Genomic DNA, 20,619 nt, shown 5'->3' with positions numbered 1-20,619 from the left:
TTATTAATGAATATTTATTTATTGTAAAACGCTACCAAAAAGTTAGACTTCCTTCCCACTAAAATACCACTTTTTCTTTCAACTTATTAAAAAACGGATATGCAATTTTTAGTATTGGTATCAAAATGATGGTTAGGTCATATTCTATCAATATATTTTTCTAAAGAATTGCTTTTATTAACTTTCAATTATGTACCTAACATAAAAAGAAGCCAAGGCAACGGATGTTACCTTGACTTCTAATACATTTTCAACTAACAATATATTCAATCATACGCGCATGCGAGAGTGATTGTTGTACATCTATAATGCGTTGATTTAAAGAACCTTTATATGGTAAATCAGGTTTGAATAAGTGTTGTATAAATAGCCCATCTACTAAAACGTCAATGTATGATAATAACTCTCGACGTTCTGTACAATCATTTGCTAAATATTCATATAAAAATCCAGTCCATACCCAAATTGTCTTTGTATTTCCAAAACGTGCTCGAAATGCTTTAACAAGATTTAATGTAATATCCAAATTACAAAATGGTTCGCCACCTAATAGACTTAGCCCAGATATATAATCATGATCGCAATCATCTAATATTTCTGCTAATATTTCATCAGTGTATTTCTCGCCATATCTGAACTTTTGTGAGGCTTTATTGTAACATCCAACACAATTAAATGGACATCCTGATACATAAACACTGCATCTTACTCCTTCACCGTCAACAAAGCTATTTGATTCTATTTTAGCAATATAACCTTGTCCTTGTTTAATGTCTAAAAGTGTCATTCTTTAGGCGCTTTCATATGTTTTACTCGTGCGCAAATTTCTTTATGACGGCCTTTAATTACTGGACGTTGAACTGGATTGCCTAAGTAACCACATGTTCGTTTAACGACATCAACTGTTTTAGGATTATCATTGCCACAGTTCGGGCATTTAAATCCTTTTTCAGTTGCTTCAAAATCTCCATCGTAATCACATTCATAACAATGATCAATCGGAATATTTGTACCTAAGTAACCAACTTTGTCATAAGAGTAGTCCCATACCGCTTCTAGTGCTTTCAAATTGTGTTGCAATTTCGGATACTCACAATAGTGAATGAAACCACCACTCGCATAATAAGGATAATCTTTTTCAAAATCTAACTTTTCAAAAGGTGTAACATCTTTACGTACATCATAATGGAAAGAGTTTTGATAATATCCTTTATCTGTAATGTCTTTAATATCTCCAAATCTCTCTTGGTCTAAACGACAAAAACGATCCGTTAGCGATTCACTCGGCGTACTGTAAATACTGAACCAAATGTCATATAATTCTGTCCATTTCGTTTGATAACGTTTCATTTCTTTAAGAATTTCAAGCGTAAATGCTTTTGCTTCTTGAGATGTTTCCCAGTCTGGACCATAGAAAACAGTAGCTGTTTCGTATAACCCAATATAGCCCATTGAAATCGTTGCACGCTTATTTTTAAATAACTCAGCAACATCATCTGTTTCTTTTAATTTATAGTTAAAAGCGCCACTTTTATATAAAATTGGTGCGTTATTCGGTACAGCATCTTTCAAACGATTTATACGATAAAGTAATGCATCATGTAACACATCGATACGTTCATAAAAGATTTCCCAGAATTTCGTCATATTACCGGCAGATTCTAATGCCATTCTAGGTAAATTAAGTGTAACAACACCAAGATTACAACGACCATTATTTTCAAAATGACCTTCCGCATCTTTCCAACTTGGTAAAAATGAACGACAACCCATTGGTGCTTTGAAATCACCTAATATTTCTACGAGTTTGTCATAATTTAAAATATCTGGATACATACGTTTCGTTGAACACTTTAATGCTAGTTGTTTAATGTCATAGTTCGGATCTTGCGGACTAAAGTTGGTTCCTTTTTTAATTGAAAATACAAGTTTTGGGAAAATCGCTGTCGTGCGGTCTTTTCCTAAGCCTTTGATACGAGTATTTAATATAGCTTGTTGAATTTTGCGACTTAAATGATCTGTGCCTAAGCCGAATCCTAATGTTACAAAAGGTGTCTGTCCATTAGATGTATATAAGGTATTAATTTCATATTCTAAACTTTCAATCGCATCATTGATGTCTTTAGTGACTTGTTGATCAACATAACGATCAATTTCAGATTCTTTGACAAATTGCTTTGCGATATTTCTATGTTGTTCTTCATTATGTCGTGCATATGTACTAAGTAATTCGTCAACGCGGTCAACCGTACAGCCACCATATTGACTGCTAGAAACATTGGCTATAATTTGTACAAGCTGCGCTGATGCAGTTTGTATTGATTTTGGTGAAGTTACATTCGCGTTGCCTATTTCAAATCCATTATGTAGCATATTTTTAGCATCTATTAAACAACAGTTTGTTAACGGTTGGAATGGATGATAATCTAAGTCGTGAAAATGTATGTCCCCTCTTTGATGTGCATCTGCAACGTTTTTTGGTAATAAATGATTTAATGCGTAAGATTTAGAAACGATACCTGCTGTTAAATCTCTCATTGTTGAAAATGTATCACTATCTTTGTTGGCATTTTCGTTAACAATAGCAGGATCTTTAGAAATCAAACCCGTTAATGCTTCTTCGATTTGATTCATTTTACCCCTTCTTCCTATATATTGTGTCTACCCATTACGTTATACCACTATATATAGTATTTTCAAATTTTTATTAGTCTGTTAACTAAAACGTCACAAAGTTATTAACATTTAGTGAAATTCATATTTCCACACAATTATTTCATTAATTTTTAAAATTGTTTAAAGATTCGTCCGTCATTTCGACATGTTTATGCAACTATTATTTCATTTTGTAACGGGACCATAGTTTCTATTTTTTCATACTTAAATCGTCACAATGCCCATCAACATTGCAATTACTAACATAACGATGGCGAATCCCCAAATCCAAAAGAATGCATACTTAATATACGTGCCCATGTTTGCCTCTGCTAAACCAATTGCCAACCATAAGGCTGGTGAAAATGGGCTGACAAATGTACCTATAATATTCCCTATGACCATTGAATAAGCTGTTGATACAGACGGTACACCAAATTGCCCTGCTGTTTGTTCGACGATCGGTAACACAGCAAAATAATAAGCGTCTGTGCTAGTTAGTAAATCTAATGGTACGCCAAGTAACCCTACAATAATATGCAAGTATGGTCCTACTTCTGCAGGAATCACTTTGATTAAATTCGTCGCAATCGCTTTAAGCATACCGGTTTCATTTAGTACACCTAAAAACATACCTGCTGCAATAATCACTGCAGCCATCATTAATGCATTCGGCGCATGAGCTCTTAATCGCTCCATTTGTTCATCCACTGATTTAAAATTAATAACAAGCGCCAATGAGACACCTATCATGAATGCAAATTCAGGTGGCGCAATATTCATTAACATCGCTAGAATAACAGCTAAAGTTAAAGCTGTATTCACCCATTTTATCCATGGTTTTGTTCGTGCACGTCCTTTTACAGGAAACCTTACATCTTGATCTCGTTCATATACTTCAACTAATTTATGTACATCTATATCTTGTGTTTGCGGTAATTCATTTCTCTCTATTGCTTTTTTGATACGTTTTTGTTCTTTAAATCCAAGATATACCGTAAACAACATAACAAGAATGAATCCTATTATTTGAATAGGAATTAATCCATACCATAATTCATTGACACTTTTGGCTTTTAACACTGCAGCTACACGTGCCATTGGACCTCCCCAAGGTACCATGTTCATAATTGCAGCACTTAATGCTAATAGTAAAATCAATAAATATTTATTCATGTTTAACGCTTTATATAATGGTAATAACGCAGGTATAGAAAGTAAAAATGTTACAGCACCTGCACCATCTAATTGGGCTATTGTGCCAATTAAAGCTGTCATTGCACAGACAATGACGACATTGCCTCGTGTCATTAATATTAAGCGTTTGACAAGCGGCTTGAACAAACCACTATCGTTCATGATGCCAAAGAAAATAATGGCAAATATAAACATGATAACCACATTAATGACTTGATTTAATCCTTTAGAAAAAAAATCAACCAAATCCGTCACACTATATCCTAAAATCATTGCCCCTATACAAGGTATTATCGTCATCCCTACAACAGGATTTATTTTTTTGGCAATGAGTAAACCTACTATTGAAATAATAATAATGAGCCCCATTACTGTTAACCACAAATTATCACTACTCATATTATTTTCTCCCTCCATTAAATATAAAATTCACATAATCCCCCTCTTTAACTTAAATATTATAATTAATATAATTTTTTATATTTAAGTTATCTCATTTTATCAAAAAAATCTTTTTTGCGTAATAGTTAATTCGGATATCTAATTTTTATGCAGTATCTCTAATGACTATTTGAATCCAATTGATTAATTTGAATCTTTTCATAAGTATCATTTTTAATAGCAATAGTTGAATTCTCGGTTCTATTACACAAAAAAACTGGCTAAAATTAGCTATTATTCATAGCAACTTCAACCAGTTTTTCTAATAACCTATATATTTATTAAGATTTTTCAAATCGTCTATTTCTCTATGTTAGAAATTATCTTACATATATTTATCATCTTCGCTTAGAAATTATTAGTATGCATCCCATCTTCATTTACAAACAGACATGTTATTACTTCAAGACTGCCTTTAGACGGCACACAGTTATTATTTTTTATCTAACCATGCCAAAAATTGAGCTTGTTTAGTACCGTTTAAAAATTCTTTCGTCACTATTTGTGATAACAATTGCTGCTTTTCGCTGTGATTCATATCAAGTACTTTTATTTTCTGCCGGCAAGTATATAAAAAGTCGATATACGAACTGTATGATGGTGGATATAACGCATCAAGCTCTGCCATAATTGATTTTGTCAACTTAGGACTCGCACCATCAGTTGATACACTGATAGTTAGCTTGTCGCGGTGTAGTGCACTTGGAAATACAACATTGCCATTTGATGCATCTCCAACATTATTAAAAAGGGCATGCTCAGGTAAGGCTTGTTTTACCGCTTCATTGACACGTGGCTCATTGGTTGCTGCAATGACTAGATACGCATCTACAATATCGCTTGGTTCAAATTCTTTTTCTTTCCATATAACGACACCTTTATCTACCATATTTTGAAGTTTTTCAGTGATTTCAGGACTGATAACCATTATATGTTCAATATATTGACTTAATGTTTGTGCCCGACGACTTGCAACGACGCCTCCACCAACTATGACGACATTTTTATTTGTTAAATCTATCATTAATGGCATATTCATGTTGAGCAACATCCTTTATATAATTTTACATCATTACACCTTAAAATATTTAACACCAATCGCTAATAAACATCACGTTGATAGCGTTGTTGTTGTTTCATTTGTCGCAATAATAACTCTGCTTCTTCTTGAGAAATATGACGTTCTTTTACCAATACATCTTTAATGGCTTGATGGACATCTTTCGCCATACATTTTTCATCGCCACAAATATAGATTGCTGCGCCTTGCTCAATCCATTCATTGAAACGTTCACTTTCTTCCATTATACGATGCTGTACATATTCTTTGTGTTCTTGGTCTCTTGAAAATGCTAAATCTACGCGTGTTAAGTTTCCATTTTCAAGCCATTCTTCTATTTCTTCTTCATATAAAAAGTCAGAACTACGGTGTTGATCACCAAAGAACAACCATGTTTTTCCAGTCATACCAAGTTCTTCACGTTCTTGTAAATATGCTCTAAAAGGAGCAATTCCAGTACCTGGTCCAATCATAATAACCGGTATATCTTGCTTCATCGGAAATTTGAAGTTCGGATTTTTCTTCAAATAAATTGGTACTATATCGCCTGGTTTAATACGCTCAGCAAAATGAACCGAGCATACACCTTTTCTCTCACGTCCATGTGCTTGATAACGAACCGTACCAACGGTAATATGCACTTCATCTGGCGTTGCCATAAAACTACTAGAAATCGAATACTCTCTTGGTGGTAATTTTCTAAGGATTTGATACATATTCTCAGGTTGTAATTCTATAGTTGGAAAATCTGTTATTAAATCTATAAAGTCCCGATTTATAACATATTCACGCGCCCATGACTCATCTTGAATACGTTCAGATAATTCTTCATTGTCAAAATAGATATCTGCATTTTTCAATAATGGCAATGTTAATTTAGTAAATTCAAAATGTGATGTTAGTGCTTCAACAATAGGAACTGTATCACCATGATCATTAATTGGCACCGGAGATTGCGGATCCCAACCTAACATGGATATTAGTTTTTCAACTAATTCAGGGTCGTTTTGCGGTAATGCTACTATACAATCTCCTGGTTCATATGATTCACTAAAATCATCAAGTAAAAATTCTATATGTCGTGTTTCTTTATTTGAATCGGTACCATTTAAATTGATATTCGCTAATACTTCTGCTTGGTATGGATTTGATTTAGAATATTTCTTTTCTTTGGCAGACTTAATTGATTCACTTATCACCGATTCACTTTGAATACCTTCTGATGTGGTATCAATAATATTAATGATGTCTGCCATCCACTTTTCTGCGTCTTCTTCATAATCAATATCACAATCTACACGCTTACATATACGCTCAGCGCCTAGATTTTCTAGTAAAGCATCTACATCTTTACCTGCTTGACAGAAAAATTCATATGTTTGATCACCTAAAGCTAGTACTGAATATCTCACATGATTTAAATTAGGTGCGTTATCGTCTTCTAAAAATTCAAAGAAATCCCATGCATTATCAGGCGGTTCTCCTTCACCATGAGTAGACGTAATAATAAATAAATCTTCTAACTGTGCGATGTTTGTCGTATCATATTCATCCATTGACATCAAAACAACTTGATGTCCGATATCACTTAAACGTTCTGAAAAAATTTCAGCTAAACGCATGGCATTACCTGATTCAGAACCATATAACAATGTGACATGCCGCTGATTAGCTTCGATATGTGGCTCTTTATTTTGTAACATATACGTTGTTGAAGTTGCTTGTTCTTCTGATATTTGTGATTGTTGCCACACTTCTGTCTCTAATTGTTGTTGATTACTATCACTTGTCGTATCGTTACTATTAGCTAGTAAAAAACCACTAAGCCACTGTTGTTGGCTCTCTGTTAATGTTTGCAGCAGATTGTTAATCTCTGTGACTTGTTTTTCTGTAAATGGACTATTAGATGTATTTAATTTCAAATATTTTCACCTCAATAAACTTGAAATAGATGATTGACTCATTTTTATCGATAGTTCAGTCAATTTTTTAATATGTATGGTATAAATTAAAACAAACTTGAGTTGTGTCTGATAGTTATACTTACAAATATTTACAACCTTCATGTTGCTTGAATGACATTATCAGTAATTCAGACAAAACTTTGATTATGTCGTGTCAGTCATTAATGCATACAGTAATGCATCGTTGTTATTTTTTATTTATTTACTATTTATTATGTACCAAATCAGCCTTTCAGTAAAATAGGTCAAATTACTGATTTTCTAAATATAAAATGCCTCTTAATGACATACTATTAGTACATCATTAAGAGGCTCTTGTGTTTTTTTCATACTAAGCGCTCAATTTTAAATTTAAGATGAAGATTCTTGCAATAATATTTCTATATTTGCCGATATATCCAATGGATCTTCCATTGGCAAGAATCGATTTACAACATTGCCTTGTCGATCGATTATAAATTTTGTGAAATTCCATTTTATTGGGGACCCAAAGATTCCTGGTTGTTCATTCTTTAAATGCGTAAATAACGGATGTTCATCGTTCCCGTTCACAGATATTTTAGCTAGCACTGGAAATGTAACACCAAATTTCTCACGACTAATTTTCAAGATTTCTTCATTAGAACCTGGTTGTCGATTGTCAAAATTATTATTCGGAAAACTCAACACTACAAACCCACGATCCTTATATTTTTGAAACAAAGTCTCTAGTTTTTTCAATTGTTCGCTATATATACATTCTGTTGCAGTATTAACAACTAAAATCACTTTACCTCTAAATGCTTCTAATTTATAAGTTAAGCCTTTATAATCACTTACTTCGATATCATACACATTTCTATTATTCATAAGACACCCCTACACAGCCTTTTTTATATTGAATATGTTCTTTTTAGAATGTTCTGATAAAATAAGTGCGCGTTTATACCGCGAACACACATTATATAGCGTGATACATTTTTCGAGCACACGATAAATAATGTTCGAGTTTATGTTGTTGCTTAACCTATCCGATTTACTGTCTTTTTTCACCTGTCTTACTTTATTAAAATAATCACATTGTATAGCTGTATTAGTCCAGCTACAATATCTTTCGTTATAACCCCTCATTATAATCATCCTTATTTTCTATTTTTAAAAAGACAATTAGACCGCTCTTTAAACTATAGATTAATACTTAAGTTAAACTCATACATACTGATACCATACGTTAAATCTAACAATTTAAAATTCGTTATAACTATGGATTAAAGAGCTGCCCAACTCATATAATCCTTAAAAACTTCACATGTGATTGTTTATTAAGCCCTCCTTTATCTTATTAAATATCCTTATAGCCCTTTTAAAATTAAACTGACACACTCATACATTGTTACACGCGACGATAAACGTCATATTATTGCATATCATTAAAACAAGTCACTTTGTATCGTGTGCGACCGAATACATATTAAATCATCAATAATGATTATTCAATTATTAAAAATAAAAACGAACATTCTATATAGAGTTTCCACTTATTGTTTTTTCAGCATTGTCTTCATTACTTAACATTCGTGATTGTAAGTAATATTGACCCCCAATATTTAGACACTTTATAAGTATGCCATTCATCATTTTTAATCATATTATTTTTCATATTGATATTTCTATTCATATATTTCTGATTGTATATTTAGATATAATCATTTGTTATTGGAAAATATATGAAACAAATTTGACTCATCTTTTTCAATATCTAAATGACACGATACATGATTTTTGAATTTTGTAATTAATTTACTTTTAAATTAGACTGAATTGTGACAATTTTCAAACATTTTAATGTGTAAATCATTGGCAAAATATACGAATTGCATTTAAATCGTCAATTTACATATATTTTTGCGTAGTAATCAATCGTTATCATTGTTATTTATCGTTACATTACTTCGAGTATCAGTATGTATTTCGGGCTTCGTTTGATAACGACATTTCTTTGTGACATCGCTTCATCAGTGTAACAACAAATACAATGATTTCGTGATGTTAGTTACCCATTTTATGTGTTGCATAAAATATGTTGTTATAAAACATTTTAAATCATTTTATATAAACAAGCTATATATTTTTGATATTTCAAAAATATAACTTGTCATAAAAGTAAAAAAACCGACAAGATATTGTGTCTTATCGGTTGAAATTTGTTATTGTTATTTGTAATGTTTTTAGGTTTTCTTTTTCAAATAATATATTTCAGTGAAAACACATGATTGATTGTGATTTCACTGAAACATGGTTAATTACGTTGTTGATGAATAACTTTAGCATAAATATAGGAAGTTATTTTGTACATCGCCATATATAGAAACGAAATTATAATGACAGCTAATACGTAACTTGTTAAAAATATATGATGATTATTAATACCTAACATATTTAGTAACGTATATACAATGTTACTAGAAATTAATGTATGAATCAGTGCTACTGTTATTGGTATTGCGAACAAGAAAGTCATTTGATTTCGTGTTATCTTTGCTATTCTTCCATTATCTAAACCAAGTTTTTTCATAATGTCATAATTGTGCTGATTTGCATAGGCTTCTGAAACTTGTTTATAGTACATCATTAGAAATATTCCAATGACAAGTACAATTGATACTACGCCACCTACAAATATTAGTCCACCTGTCAGACGATCCCAAACCATTAGCATTTCTGATTTAGAATTTATTGACGCATCGTATTTTTTCGATAGCTTTTGTATTTGTGATGTTGTTAATTTCGTCTTTCCAGATACATTAAAGTTTATCGATATTGTCGACTTCTTTTGTTCATGTGCATAAAATCCTTTTACTTTTTGTAATTGATTGTTATCTTTAACAATTAAAACCATACTATCTTGAATCATCATCAAATTTAACGCATGTGCGTCAAGTTGTTTCACTTTAAAGACTTCATTATTAAGACCGACCTTAGACTGCTTTTTAAAAATAGGTACATTCGTAATCATACCTATACTTTGATTGTCTAAGTGTAATTTGTTTTGGTGATATCGATTATAATCTTGCACAGTAAGTGCTGTGATCATTACTGATTGCTTAGAAAATATCGAGCCTTCATTACCAATGAAGTCTATTGGAATATCATCACTAGCCTGTTTTAACTTGTAATAAGCACGATTCTTTTCTAAAGAAGCTCTAAATAATGTCGTTTCATATACTTTGAAGTCTTTTGCATTAACCGAACCCTGTATATCACGTTTAATATTCTCAATCGTTTGTTGACGTTCTATTTGTGACTTAGAATTGTCGCTAAATGACAAATCATAATCATTCGTAATCAACTTCGTAATGGTATGATTCATATCGCGATAGGTTGTTAATGTCATTGTGAGCGTTACAATCAAAAATGTACACAGCAAAGTGATTGTTGCAAGACTGACTGCATTCATTTTAAGACGTACACGCATCCCGACTACCACAAAAAAATACCGTGGATGATAGTAAACTTTTGATACCTGCTGCAATATACTAATAATTATTTCACTTATACCTACAAAAAATGCATAAGTACCGATAATAACTAATCCTATGACAATCCATATTTTAAAAAAGGCACCAAACGTCGTATCTTGTTGTAATGCAATAAAGTAGCCTAAATATAGTGCTGCGCTTCCTATAACAATTAAAACGTAACGCAACCATCGTGATATGACACTGGAATCAGAACGATGTTGATAAGTTATCGGTCGTTGAAAATTAATACTGAACAAGTTGAATATAAGTAGCATGCCCATTAATACAGCAATGATAATCAAAGTAATAAACATCGCTACAGAGTCAAATGGATAATACCTTAAAGTCGCAACTTCACTGCCCATTATTTTCTGTATAAACAAAAAAAATATCGCACCAAGTAAGTATCCGCCGGCAATACTAATGACTGAAATTATTATAAATTGTAAGATAGTTTCCATCACTACAATTAAACGCATACTTTTCTTGGTCATGCCCAATGTCATAAAAATGCTAAACTCTTTTCGTCTTTGTGACATCATAAAGTGATTTGCATAGAAAATAAAAATAAAAGTTAAAAGCGCCATAAAAAAATTAGCTATGATAATAAATGGTACTAGGAAGTCATTCTTCTGTTTTATGTAGCTATTTAATCCAATTGACACAAGCGTATATTCAATCATGAATAGTACACTTACCGCTAAAATGAATGGAATGATTACAAGTCGCTGCGTGATAAATTGACGTCGCATTATGTGCCATAACAATCTTAACTTCATATATTGACACTTCCTCCATTCACAAGTGCTAAGCTATCTGTTATTCGTTGTTGAAAAGCTAATTGACTTTCTTCACCACGATATATTTCATGATATAGACGCCCATCTTTAATAAAAATGACACGCTCTGCATAAGACGCATCGATATTTGAATGAGTTACCATTAAAATTGTCTGTTCCAATTGATGAATCTCTTGAAATAACATCATCAATGCCTTTGATGTTTTTGAATCAAGTGCACCTGTAGGTTCATCGGCTAGTAAAATCGTCGGTTTAGTAACTAATGCACGTGCAATGGCAATGCGTTGCTTCTGACCCCCTGAGATTTCAGAAGGATATTTGTTTAAAAATCCCTCTAAATGTAATTGTACTGTCAGCTGATGGACCCTTTGTTCTATATCTTTTCGTTTAGCACCAGCTAAAATTAATGGCATCATTATATTTTCTTTATTCGTCATTGTTGGTAAAAGATTAAAATCTTGAAAAACAAAACCTACCATTTGTTGACGATACAATGCTTTACTTTTATTTTTCATATTATTTAAATGTGCGCCATCCACAATAATGTCACCTTCAGTTAGTCCATCAAAAGAAGCAATTAAATTTAGTAGTGTAGACTTCCCTGACCCAGACTCACCCATAATTGCAACAAATTCACCAGCTCCAACTGATAAATTCATTTGATTAAGTGCTGTCGTAGCATTCAAACCTTTACCATAAACCTTTTTTACATGTTTCACTTCTAGCAACATGGCATGCACCTCATTTCTTTGTTAGTTCTATATTAAAACAAAAAAATACTAATAACATTTAAATTAGTGAAAAAATGTTACTAGTATGCTTACAATATTGAAAGTTTTTATTCATCTGGAAATTGAATCGTAAATGTTGTACCCTCATTTTGTTTAGATACGACTGAAACAGGATGGTTTGTGTGAGTTGAAATTTGTTTTACGATAAATAAACCAATCCCACTTGAGTTACTTTGCCGCTGGCCATTATAACCTGAATAGCCCTTATCAAATATTTTAGGCAAGTCCGCTTCACTAATACCGATACCATTATCTTTTACGTATAATTGATTGGATTGCTCATCAAATTCAATCCATATATCTTTACCTCTCGCATACTTAAGTGCATTATTTATTAATTGTTCTATCATTAAAGAGGTCCATCTAACGTCAGTTAATACTTCGTGATGACAAGGTTCATAATGGATTTTTGTTTTTTGATCAATAAACTGTATTGAATATTTCATAATAATTGGGCGAATGATATTGTTAATCGAAATTTTAGTGACAGAAATATCAGAAGTTTCATTTAATAACTTTAAATAACTAAGTGCTAAACTTGTATAGTTATCAATTTGAATAACCTCTTGACGAACACGATTCACAACATTAGGCTCATCTCTTTCAAGTAACAGTTGTGCTGCAGTAATGGGTGTTTTCATTTGATGTACCCATGTTAAAAAGTAGCTCTCTACATCATTTTTATATTCAATTTGTTCATTTTTAAGCTGATACAACGCATTTTCTAAGTTTTCAATTTGTTGTTGTTGGCTTATAGTTTTTACAAAACTTAAATATTTAATACCTATAAATATGAGTAATAATAATAAAATAACGCCAAGTGCTAGTAAATATGCTTCTAATGGCAAATGATACAGGTAAAACATTAAGCCAAATAAAGCAAAAATAACTATGACTATTGCTATTTCCTGAGTAATACTTTTAAGAAAGGTCATTGCATTCACCCTATACTTTATATCCGACATTTTTCTTTGTAATGATAAAATCATTAACGCCAATAGTATTTAATTTTTTACGCAGGCGCGTCATGTTAACAGCTAATGTGTTATCATCTATGAAGTTTTCTGATTCCCAACATTTTTCAATTAAAGCAGTTCTACTTACATATTTATCTTCATTTTGAAATAATAACTTTAATATTTGTAATTCAGTCAAAGATAGCTGTATGTTTTGTTCTTGATACACGACTTTTGCTTCATCTAATATTAATGTACAACCTTTAACCGTCAATGAATCATTAGCTACTGACAAGTCATAAGTTCGTCTCAATAATGCTTGAATTTTGGCAATCGTTAATGACAAGTTAAATGGTTTTTCGATAAAATCATCTCCCCCCATTTGTATTGCCATAATTTGGTCCATATTATCAATACGGGAACTAATAAATATAATTGGCACATTAGATGTTTTTCGGATTTCTTGACACCAATGAAAACCATTTAACGTTGGCAAATTAATATCTAGCAATACAAGCTGAGGTTGATGTTGGTTAAAGATAGACAGTATATCATCAAATTGTTCAACGACAATAACACCGTAATTCCATTTTTTAAGTTCAGATGCTAAACTTTCTGCTATAACAAAATCATCTTCAACAATTAATATTTTCATCTATAATCTTCTTCCTTCAATTGAATTATCCTTTGTCATCTTTTTGTTCTTTAGCCTGCTGCAATGACGGCTCTTGATTTGAACTTTCCGTGTCATTTGTATTTTGATTTAGTGTATTTGCTTTTTCTTTCTCGAGTTGCTTTTTCTTCGTACGTTTACGCTCTTCTAAAATAGACAACACTATAAAGAATATGATTAATAATGGAGATAACATTACTAGTATCATTTTTCCACCTCAAATTATATTTAATTCTATATTTTCACACGCTTCTATTCTAACGCTTTCTATAACAAATTGTCATATATATTCATTTTTTGTTATTCTAAATCACTCTGTTTACATATTTTTAACTAAAACTACATAATTGCTCAAAATTCCTCTTTTACACTGAAGACATAGTCATATACTCAGGAGGATGTCTTATGTTATCAATTAAAAAAGCCACAAAATTTGCAGTTGCTAACCTTATTATCGTGTCAACAGTTTTTAGTTCTGTCACACCTGCAATTGCGCAATCCGATAAAAGTACTAAAGATGAAAGTTTCGCGGTTGGTAATACTAAAAATCCAAAAAATGTTATCTTTTTAGTTGGCGATGGCATGGGCCCATCATTTAACACAGCTTATCGTTATTATAAAAATGATCCGCATGCTAAAGAAATGACCCCTACTGCTTTTGATTCATATTTAAAAGGCACAAATCGTACATATTCAAATGACCCAAAACAGAATATTACTGATTCTGCAGCTGGCGGAACAGCCTTTAGTTCTGGTCATAAAACATATAATGGTGCCATCGGTGTTGACAGTAACAAGCAGAAAGTAAAGACGGTGCTTGAACGTGCAAAAGAAAAAGGTAAGTCGACTGGTCTTGTTTCAACAGCTGAATTAACAGATGCAACACCAGCAGCATATGCTGCACACGTGACTTCTAGAGATGATAAAAACGAAATCGCTAAACAATTTTATAAAGATAAAATCAACGGAAAGCATAAAGTTGATGTTTTATTAGGCGGTGGCGCTAAATATTTCGGTAAAAGTAATGGCAATTTAGATAAAAAATTCAAAAAAGATGGTTACGATCTTGCCACGAACAGTAAGGAGTTATCAAAATCTGATAAAGATAAAGTTCTTGGTTTGTTTGCAGATAAAAATATGCCACTTGCAATAGATGCTTCTAAAGACGAACCATCATTAGCTGATATGCAACAAAGTGCACTTAGTAAGCTTGAGCGTAATAAAAAAGGGTTCTTTTTAATGGTCGAAGGTGCTTCTATAGATAAATCAGCGCATTCTAACGATATTACAGGTGTTATGTCTGAAATGGAAGGTTTTGAAAAAGCGTTCGATGACGCCATTCAATATGCTAAGAAACATAAAGATACACTTGTCGTTGCAACAGCAGATCACTCTACTGGTGGTCTAACAATTGGTAAAGATAAAGGATACGAATGGAATCCTCAACCGATTAAATCGATGAAACACTCTGGATCATATATGACAGAAAAAATGGCTAAAGGTGAAGACCCTGAAAAAGTTATTAATGAAGGTTATGGCTTTGAATTTTCACAAGATGATATGAAAAAGGTTAAAAAAGAGAATAAAAAGCTAAAAAGACTACTTAAAAAAGAAAAAGACGAAAAATCCGCAGATGTAGAAAAACAAACAAAAGCCTTACAACACGCAATTCAGAAGCCAGTAAATGATAAATCTTATACAGGGTGGACTTCCGATGGACATACAGGCGAGGATGTTAATACCTACGCTTATGGACCTAGATCAGAATCATTTAGTGGTAATATCGAAAATACAGAAAGCGCAAAAATAATATTTGATATATTCAAGTAAAGCATAAAAAAATTCCCGAGCACTACAACAAGGTGTTCGGGAATTTTTTATGGTTTAATTTAGTACTCAATGTTAGGTGCTTGGTTAACACGTTCTTGGTATTTTTTAAATGCGAAGTATAAACCGCCAACTAATGTTAAAATAACTGCTAATTTTTTCATCATTCAAACTCCTTTCTAAGATGTGTTGAAACTGAGTTCAATTAAATTATATGTTTTTATTATACACTTTTTGACATATTTTTTAAATTTAAGAATGCGAAGATTTTTAACATTTCTGATGCTAGCTTTCTTTTTCATCTTTCAAATGCTTAATAAAATCAAAGCCAGGTCGCCCTTTAGCCAATGCTTCCATCACATCATACCAATCCGAACCGACTTGTTGATATATATTTTGCAATAATTCATCTTGCGCCTTGTTCAATTCAGCAATGAGTTGATCGCCTTTATCCGTCGAATATAATTTTTTGACACGTCGATCAGTCTCTAAAACTTTTTCAATAATGAGACCTTGCTCTTTTAATTTTTGAAGTGTTGCATGTGATCCTTGTTTAGAAATTTCTAATATTTCTAGTAATGATTTAATAGTAATACCAGGTAATTTATTGATAAAAAACAAAAAACGATGATGCTGACGGCTCATACCATACTTCTCTATAATTTCATCAGCGGTAGTAATAAACGTTTTATATGCAAAATAAAACAACATATGCTCATAATCGTTTTTATTGGTCGACATGATGATGACTCCTTTCAAAGCGTTAACCTCATTATAATAAAATTTATAATGTAAGTCATACAAATGATGATAAAACTATAAGCTAAATCTAAGTTTCACGAGAAACATTTTTGTGTATCAGCAAATTGCGCCAATCATATTAATACAAAATTAATTTAAACACTCAGAAATGTTAGTCGTGAGTAAATAGTTTGTATCACTCACTCTGCGTATTTAATGCAGCCACATATTTTCCAAGAAATAATTAATCATTCACCATCCATGTTATAGCACGCTTAATCGCTTGGTCCCAATATGCATAATCATGATCTCCTGGTCCATCTTCAAATTGATAAGGAACATTTTTGCGTGATAAATAATCGATAAAATCTAAGTTGTCTTGATATAAAAAGTCTTGTTTACCACACATAATGAGCAATTTTGGAATTTGTTTATCTTCAGCTACAGCTTTGTCTAGCAAGTAATACGGATCATGTTCAGTTCCTTTAACACTTGAAAGATTGCCAATTATGGCCTCTTTTGAAAAATCATTCCACTCTAGATTCATTAAATTTTGCGCTTCAAACACAGCAGATAATGGTACAGCTTTGGCAAATTTATCCCCTTGTGTTAATGCAAATTTAATTGTGCCATATCCTCCCATAGAGTGACCTGCTATAAAATTGTCATCACGCTTTTTGGAAAGTGGAAATATTTGATGAACATAATCATATACTTCCAAAATATAATCATAATAGCTATGACCATATGCCATGTTAGCATATGCGCTATGATCCACATTGGGCATAATCACAGCTAATTTGTGTTCATTCGCATACCTTTCTATGCTTGTATATCTCATATATGTCGTTTCATCACTTGATAATCCATGTAACAACATTAAAGTTTTTAATGGTTTAGCAGTTGTATCGTTATTAAAGAAGCTTTGATCTTCCGGTAAAATGACTGTCAAATTTTGATGCATACCAATTGTTGGTGAATGATAGTTTAATGAAATATAAGCCATACGTCATGACCCCTTTCTAATTCTACTTTATCAACATTTTACGCTTAAACAATTCACTTTAAAATCATTTTCAACAAAAAAAACCGAATACAAATGTATTCGGCCTAAAAAGTATTTACGCTTTTTCTTTATAATCTTGCTTGCGTTTTCTAAACAATAGTAATGATCCTAATAATGCCATCATTGCACCAAATAAAGTTGCATTTGTGTTTTCGCTCTTATCTCCTGTTTCTGGTAAAGCATCAGTTTTGTGTTGTTTTGATGCCTTATTAGAATGGTTTACTTCACCTTTAGGATTTGATGGTGCTTTCTGTTCATTATTTGGTGGTGTAACTCTTGAATCGGAGTCGCTATCTGAGTCCGAATCGCTATCTGAATCGGAGTCACTGTCTGAGTCTGAATCCGAATCACTATCTGAATCGGAGTCACTGTCTGAGTCTGAATCGCTGTCTGAATCCGAATCGCTGTCTGAATCTGAGTCGCTGTCTGAATCCGAATCACTATCTGAATCGGAGTCGCTATCTGAATCCGAATCGCTATCTGAATCTGACTCACTGTCTGAGTCTGAGTCACTGTCTGAGTCTGAGTCACTATCTGAGTCTGAGTCGCTGTCTGAATCCGAATCGCTATCTGAATCTGAGTCGCTGTCTGAATCCGAATCACTATCTGAATCTGACTCACTGTCTGAGTCCGAATCGCTATCTGAATCGGAGTCACTGTCTGAGTCTGAGTCACTATCTGAGTCTGAGTCGCTGTCTGAATCCGAATCGCTATCTGAATCTGAGTCGCTGTCTGAATCCGAATCACTATCTGAATCTGACTCACTGTCTGAATCCGAGTCGCTGTCTGAATCAGAATCGCTGTATGAATCTGAGTCACTATCTGAGTCTGACTCACTGTCTGAGTCTGAATCGCTGTCTGAATCAGAATCGCTGTCTGAATCTGAGTCACTATCTGAGTCTGACTCACTGTCTGAGTCTGAATCGCTGTCTGAATCTGACTCACTGTCTGAATCCGAATCGCTGTCTGAATCTGAGTCACTATCTGAGTCTGACTCACTGTCTGAGTCTGAATCGCTGTCTGAATCTGACTCACTGTCTGAGTCCGAGTCACTGTCTGAACCTGAGTCGCTGTCTGAGCCTGAGTCACTGTCCGAATCCGAATCCGGATCTGGTTCTGGGCTTGGCTCTGGATCTGGCGTTGGTTCCGGATCCGGGTCTGGACTTGGTTCTGGATCCGGCGTTGGCTCCGGTTCTGGCTCTGGGTCAACCGGTGGCCCTGGAGTTGGATCTTTCGGATTTACTGCTGAATCACCATCAGCACTTCCACCACCATAACGTACAACATTCTCATTATTCCATCCGAAAATACTGTAGTCTTTACCTGTCGCTGGGTCAATATTTTCTTGAATAACCTGTGTTTTCAAGTTTTTACCAGTATTATCATAGTGACCTTCCACTAATACAACATACGTTTTAGTAATATCACCAAAATTAATACTTGCTACATTTTGGTATTTATAAGTGATTTTATCCTTAAATTGATCAGTTACTTCTTTAAGATTAGAGTCATTTGGGTCCGCATAGTAGCTATCTGATAATTTAGATGTATCATTCACTTCAAAAATTCTCAGTTTTGTATCTGTAGCACTTACTTTACCGCTACTTTCTTCGATTTTATCTTGGTAACCTTTAATATACACCCACGTATTACCTAAAACTCGTTGCTTAGGGTTAACAAATACCGTTTGCTTGTATGTGTTTTGACCTGAAGCTGTATCTACACCAATAATTTGAGAAGAAATGTTCGCGCCATTTGGCTTATCAATTCCTGCAATTGGTGAACTATAGTTATAAGTAATTTTATTGTTAAACATTTCATCCGCAATATTAATATTTGCATCATATGTTCCTGATTTAGGTGCCTTTGCTCGGTCTGTAAATAAAGGTAATGAAAATTGTCCGTTAATATTTTCTTTATCATTTACATAATCTGTAAAGACAAATGTATACGTCTTAGTCAAGATATCATATGTTGCTTTAGCTACAACATTGCCATTCGTACTTTTAATATCTGCAATTGGCATCGTATTATTCGAGTTAGAGTAATCCACGTCTCCATTACCAGTTAAACTTTCTGGTAACTTCGCTGTAAAATAATCCCCTGATTTCACTTGTCCAGTCACTGTAAAGTTTGCCGCCATAAAAGTATTACCACTTTGGTTAGGGTCAAATGTAGTCTTTTCTAATTGAAAATCTTTTGCCGTAACTTTATCATTTACATTTGTGCCTTTAGCATCAGCAGCATTTACTACAGGTTCAGCAACTGCAAGACTACGTACAGCTCTCGTTCTAACACTTGGTTTACTAGTTCCTTGCGCATTGGAAATCGTTTGTGGTGATGATTGTGGTAAATCTAATGTTTGAGGATTTTTAAGCTCACTGTTTGTTGTTATGCTATTAGCATCATTCGTTGTTTTATTATCTACTTGAGAATTTGCTTCTTGAGGAACAGTTCGATCTTGCATTTTTGCAGCAGTTGCTTGATCTTTAATTGCCGTCGGTTGAGGTGTTTCATTTGTTGAAGCTGGCTCTGTTGTAGTGGTATTGCTCGTTTGTGTAGACATTGGTTTTGCTGTGCTATCTACATTCGCACTGTTTGTGTTTGCACTAATATCAGATGTATCATTAGCCGTTGTATTTAATTGAGGTGTTTCTATCGTATTGTTTTTTTCGGAATCTGCACTTGCATTATTTTTCGAAGATTGCGTTGTATCGTTCGATTGTTCTGAAGCTTGTGCTTGATGATTGCCTATCCCAAATAGTATAGTTGCCCCTACTATTACTGATGTGGTACCTACTGTAAAACGTCTAATCGAATACTTATTCTGCTTATTCGACAAATAATCAATTCTTTTTTTCAAAAATATTACTCCATTTCAATTTCTAGATTAGTCTAAATTGTATAATGAAATAAGAATTATATCAATTGCTTTTCGAAAAAAATTA

19 protein-coding genes and 1 pseudogene are annotated in these 20,619 nt (G+C 33.0%); 2 read left to right on the top strand and 18 right to left on the bottom strand.

The window, feature by feature from the left end; genetic code table 11:
• Positions 1-42 precede the first annotated feature (42 nt).
• The 6 genes and pseudogenes from IDG45_RS11055 to IDG45_RS11030 all read right to left on the bottom strand — a co-directional run bounded on the left by IDG45_RS11055 (position 43) and on the right by IDG45_RS11030 (position 7,275).
• Positions 43-151, bottom strand: a pseudogene (locus IDG45_RS11055) (hypothetical protein).
• Between the two features lie 99 nt (positions 152-250).
• Entirely contained in the window at positions 251-787 is a 537-nt protein-coding gene (nrdG, locus tag IDG45_RS11050) for an anaerobic ribonucleoside-triphosphate reductase activating protein (RefSeq protein WP_000173331.1), read from the bottom strand.
• Positions 784-2,634 carry an anaerobic ribonucleoside-triphosphate reductase gene (gene nrdD / locus IDG45_RS11045; protein WP_001071726.1) on the bottom strand — a complete coding sequence of 617 codons (1,851 nt, stop codon included), beginning with the start codon at positions 2,632-2,634 and terminating at the stop codon, positions 784-786. Before nrdD ends, nrdG begins: the two co-directional genes overlap by 4 nt.
• Positions 2,635-2,880: 246 nt before the next feature.
• A complete protein-coding gene (locus tag IDG45_RS11040; RefSeq protein ID WP_000093366.1) occupies positions 2,881-4,251 on the bottom strand; it encodes a CitMHS family transporter in 1,371 nt (456 codons plus the stop codon).
• A gap of 475 nt (positions 4,252-4,726) precedes the next feature.
• Entirely contained in the window at positions 4,727-5,332 is a 606-nt protein-coding gene (locus IDG45_RS11035) for an NAD(P)-binding protein (protein ID WP_001057056.1), read from the bottom strand.
• A 62-nt stretch (positions 5,333-5,394) separates the two neighbouring features.
• Complete coding sequence (locus IDG45_RS11030) at positions 5,395-7,275, bottom strand: assimilatory sulfite reductase (NADPH) flavoprotein subunit (protein ID WP_000775143.1); 1,881 nt, start codon at positions 7,273-7,275, stop codon at positions 5,395-5,397.
• 193 nt (positions 7,276-7,468) lie between these two features.
• Between IDG45_RS11030 and IDG45_RS11025 the strand changes: the two genes are divergently transcribed.
• Positions 7,469-7,561: a hypothetical protein gene (locus IDG45_RS11025; protein ID WP_010956583.1), complete on the top strand. Its 93-nt coding sequence runs from the start codon at positions 7,469-7,471 to the stop codon at positions 7,559-7,561.
• 107 nt (positions 7,562-7,668) lie between these two features.
• On the opposite strand, the gene IDG45_RS11020 is transcribed toward IDG45_RS11025, so the two are convergent.
• The 8 genes from IDG45_RS11020 to IDG45_RS10985 all read right to left on the bottom strand — a co-directional run bounded on the left by IDG45_RS11020 (position 7,669) and on the right by IDG45_RS10985 (position 14,245).
• Positions 7,669-8,166, bottom strand: coding sequence for a glutathione peroxidase (locus IDG45_RS11020; RefSeq protein ID WP_001065267.1), 498 nt, complete (start codon positions 8,164-8,166; stop codon positions 7,669-7,671).
• Between the two features lie 9 nt (positions 8,167-8,175).
• Positions 8,176-8,436: a hypothetical protein gene (locus IDG45_RS11015; protein ID WP_014532715.1), complete on the bottom strand. Its 261-nt coding sequence runs from the start codon at positions 8,434-8,436 to the stop codon at positions 8,176-8,178.
• A 381-nt stretch (positions 8,437-8,817) separates the two neighbouring features.
• Entirely contained in the window at positions 8,818-8,931 is a 114-nt protein-coding gene (locus IDG45_RS11010) for a hypothetical protein (protein WP_072357681.1), read from the bottom strand.
• A gap of 664 nt (positions 8,932-9,595) precedes the next feature.
• On the bottom strand, positions 9,596-11,596 hold the full coding sequence (locus tag IDG45_RS11005; RefSeq protein WP_042907889.1) for an FtsX-like permease family protein: 2,001 nt from the start codon (positions 11,594-11,596) through the stop codon (positions 9,596-9,598).
• Positions 11,593-12,348 carry an ABC transporter ATP-binding protein gene (locus IDG45_RS11000; protein ID WP_000923768.1) on the bottom strand — a complete coding sequence of 252 codons (756 nt, stop codon included), beginning with the start codon at positions 12,346-12,348 and terminating at the stop codon, positions 11,593-11,595. Before IDG45_RS11000 ends, IDG45_RS11005 begins: the two co-directional genes overlap by 4 nt.
• A 107-nt stretch (positions 12,349-12,455) precedes the next feature.
• Complete coding sequence (nsaS, locus tag IDG45_RS10995; RefSeq protein WP_000143420.1) at positions 12,456-13,343, bottom strand: nisin susceptibility-associated two-component system sensor histidine kinase NsaS; 888 nt, start codon at positions 13,341-13,343, stop codon at positions 12,456-12,458.
• 10 nt (positions 13,344-13,353) lie between these two features.
• Positions 13,354-14,019, bottom strand: coding sequence for a nisin susceptibility-associated two-component system response regulator NsaR (gene nsaR, locus IDG45_RS10990; RefSeq protein ID WP_000697877.1), 666 nt, complete (start codon positions 14,017-14,019; stop codon positions 13,354-13,356).
• Between the two features lie 25 nt (positions 14,020-14,044).
• Complete coding sequence (locus IDG45_RS10985; protein ID WP_000604725.1) at positions 14,045-14,245, bottom strand: hypothetical protein; 201 nt, start codon at positions 14,243-14,245, stop codon at positions 14,045-14,047.
• 197 nt (positions 14,246-14,442) lie between these two features.
• On the opposite strand from IDG45_RS10985, the gene IDG45_RS10980 reads away from it, so the two are divergent.
• Positions 14,443-15,867 (top strand): alkaline phosphatase, encoded by a 1,425-nt coding sequence (locus IDG45_RS10980; RefSeq protein ID WP_000948997.1) that lies wholly within the window; start codon positions 14,443-14,445, stop codon positions 15,865-15,867.
• 59 nt (positions 15,868-15,926) lie between these two features.
• Here IDG45_RS10980 and IDG45_RS14020 read toward each other — a convergent pair whose 3' ends face one another.
• The 4 genes from IDG45_RS14020 to clfB all read right to left on the bottom strand — a co-directional run bounded on the left by IDG45_RS14020 (position 15,927) and on the right by clfB (position 20,534).
• Positions 15,927-16,028, bottom strand: coding sequence for an SE2200 family small protein (locus IDG45_RS14020; protein ID WP_000731972.1), 102 nt, complete (start codon positions 16,026-16,028; stop codon positions 15,927-15,929).
• A gap of 121 nt (positions 16,029-16,149) precedes the next feature.
• A complete protein-coding gene (locus IDG45_RS10970; protein WP_000106185.1) occupies positions 16,150-16,605 on the bottom strand; it encodes a MarR family winged helix-turn-helix transcriptional regulator in 456 nt (151 codons plus the stop codon).
• A gap of 244 nt (positions 16,606-16,849) precedes the next feature.
• Complete coding sequence (locus IDG45_RS10965; RefSeq protein ID WP_111063717.1) at positions 16,850-17,611, bottom strand: alpha/beta hydrolase; 762 nt, start codon at positions 17,609-17,611, stop codon at positions 16,850-16,852.
• A 115-nt stretch (positions 17,612-17,726) separates the two neighbouring features.
• Positions 17,727-20,534 carry an MSCRAMM family adhesin clumping factor ClfB gene (gene clfB, locus IDG45_RS10960; RefSeq protein WP_206171626.1) on the bottom strand — a complete coding sequence of 936 codons (2,808 nt, stop codon included), beginning with the start codon at positions 20,532-20,534 and terminating at the stop codon, positions 17,727-17,729.
• Between the last annotated feature and the right edge of the window lie 85 nt (positions 20,535-20,619).

It is taken from the genome of Staphylococcus sp. EG-SA-10 (assembly GCF_017151945.1).
Classification (GTDB): domain Bacteria; phylum Bacillota; class Bacilli; order Staphylococcales; family Staphylococcaceae; genus Staphylococcus; species Staphylococcus aureus.
This window is presented reverse-complemented; position numbering and strand designations above follow the sequence as displayed.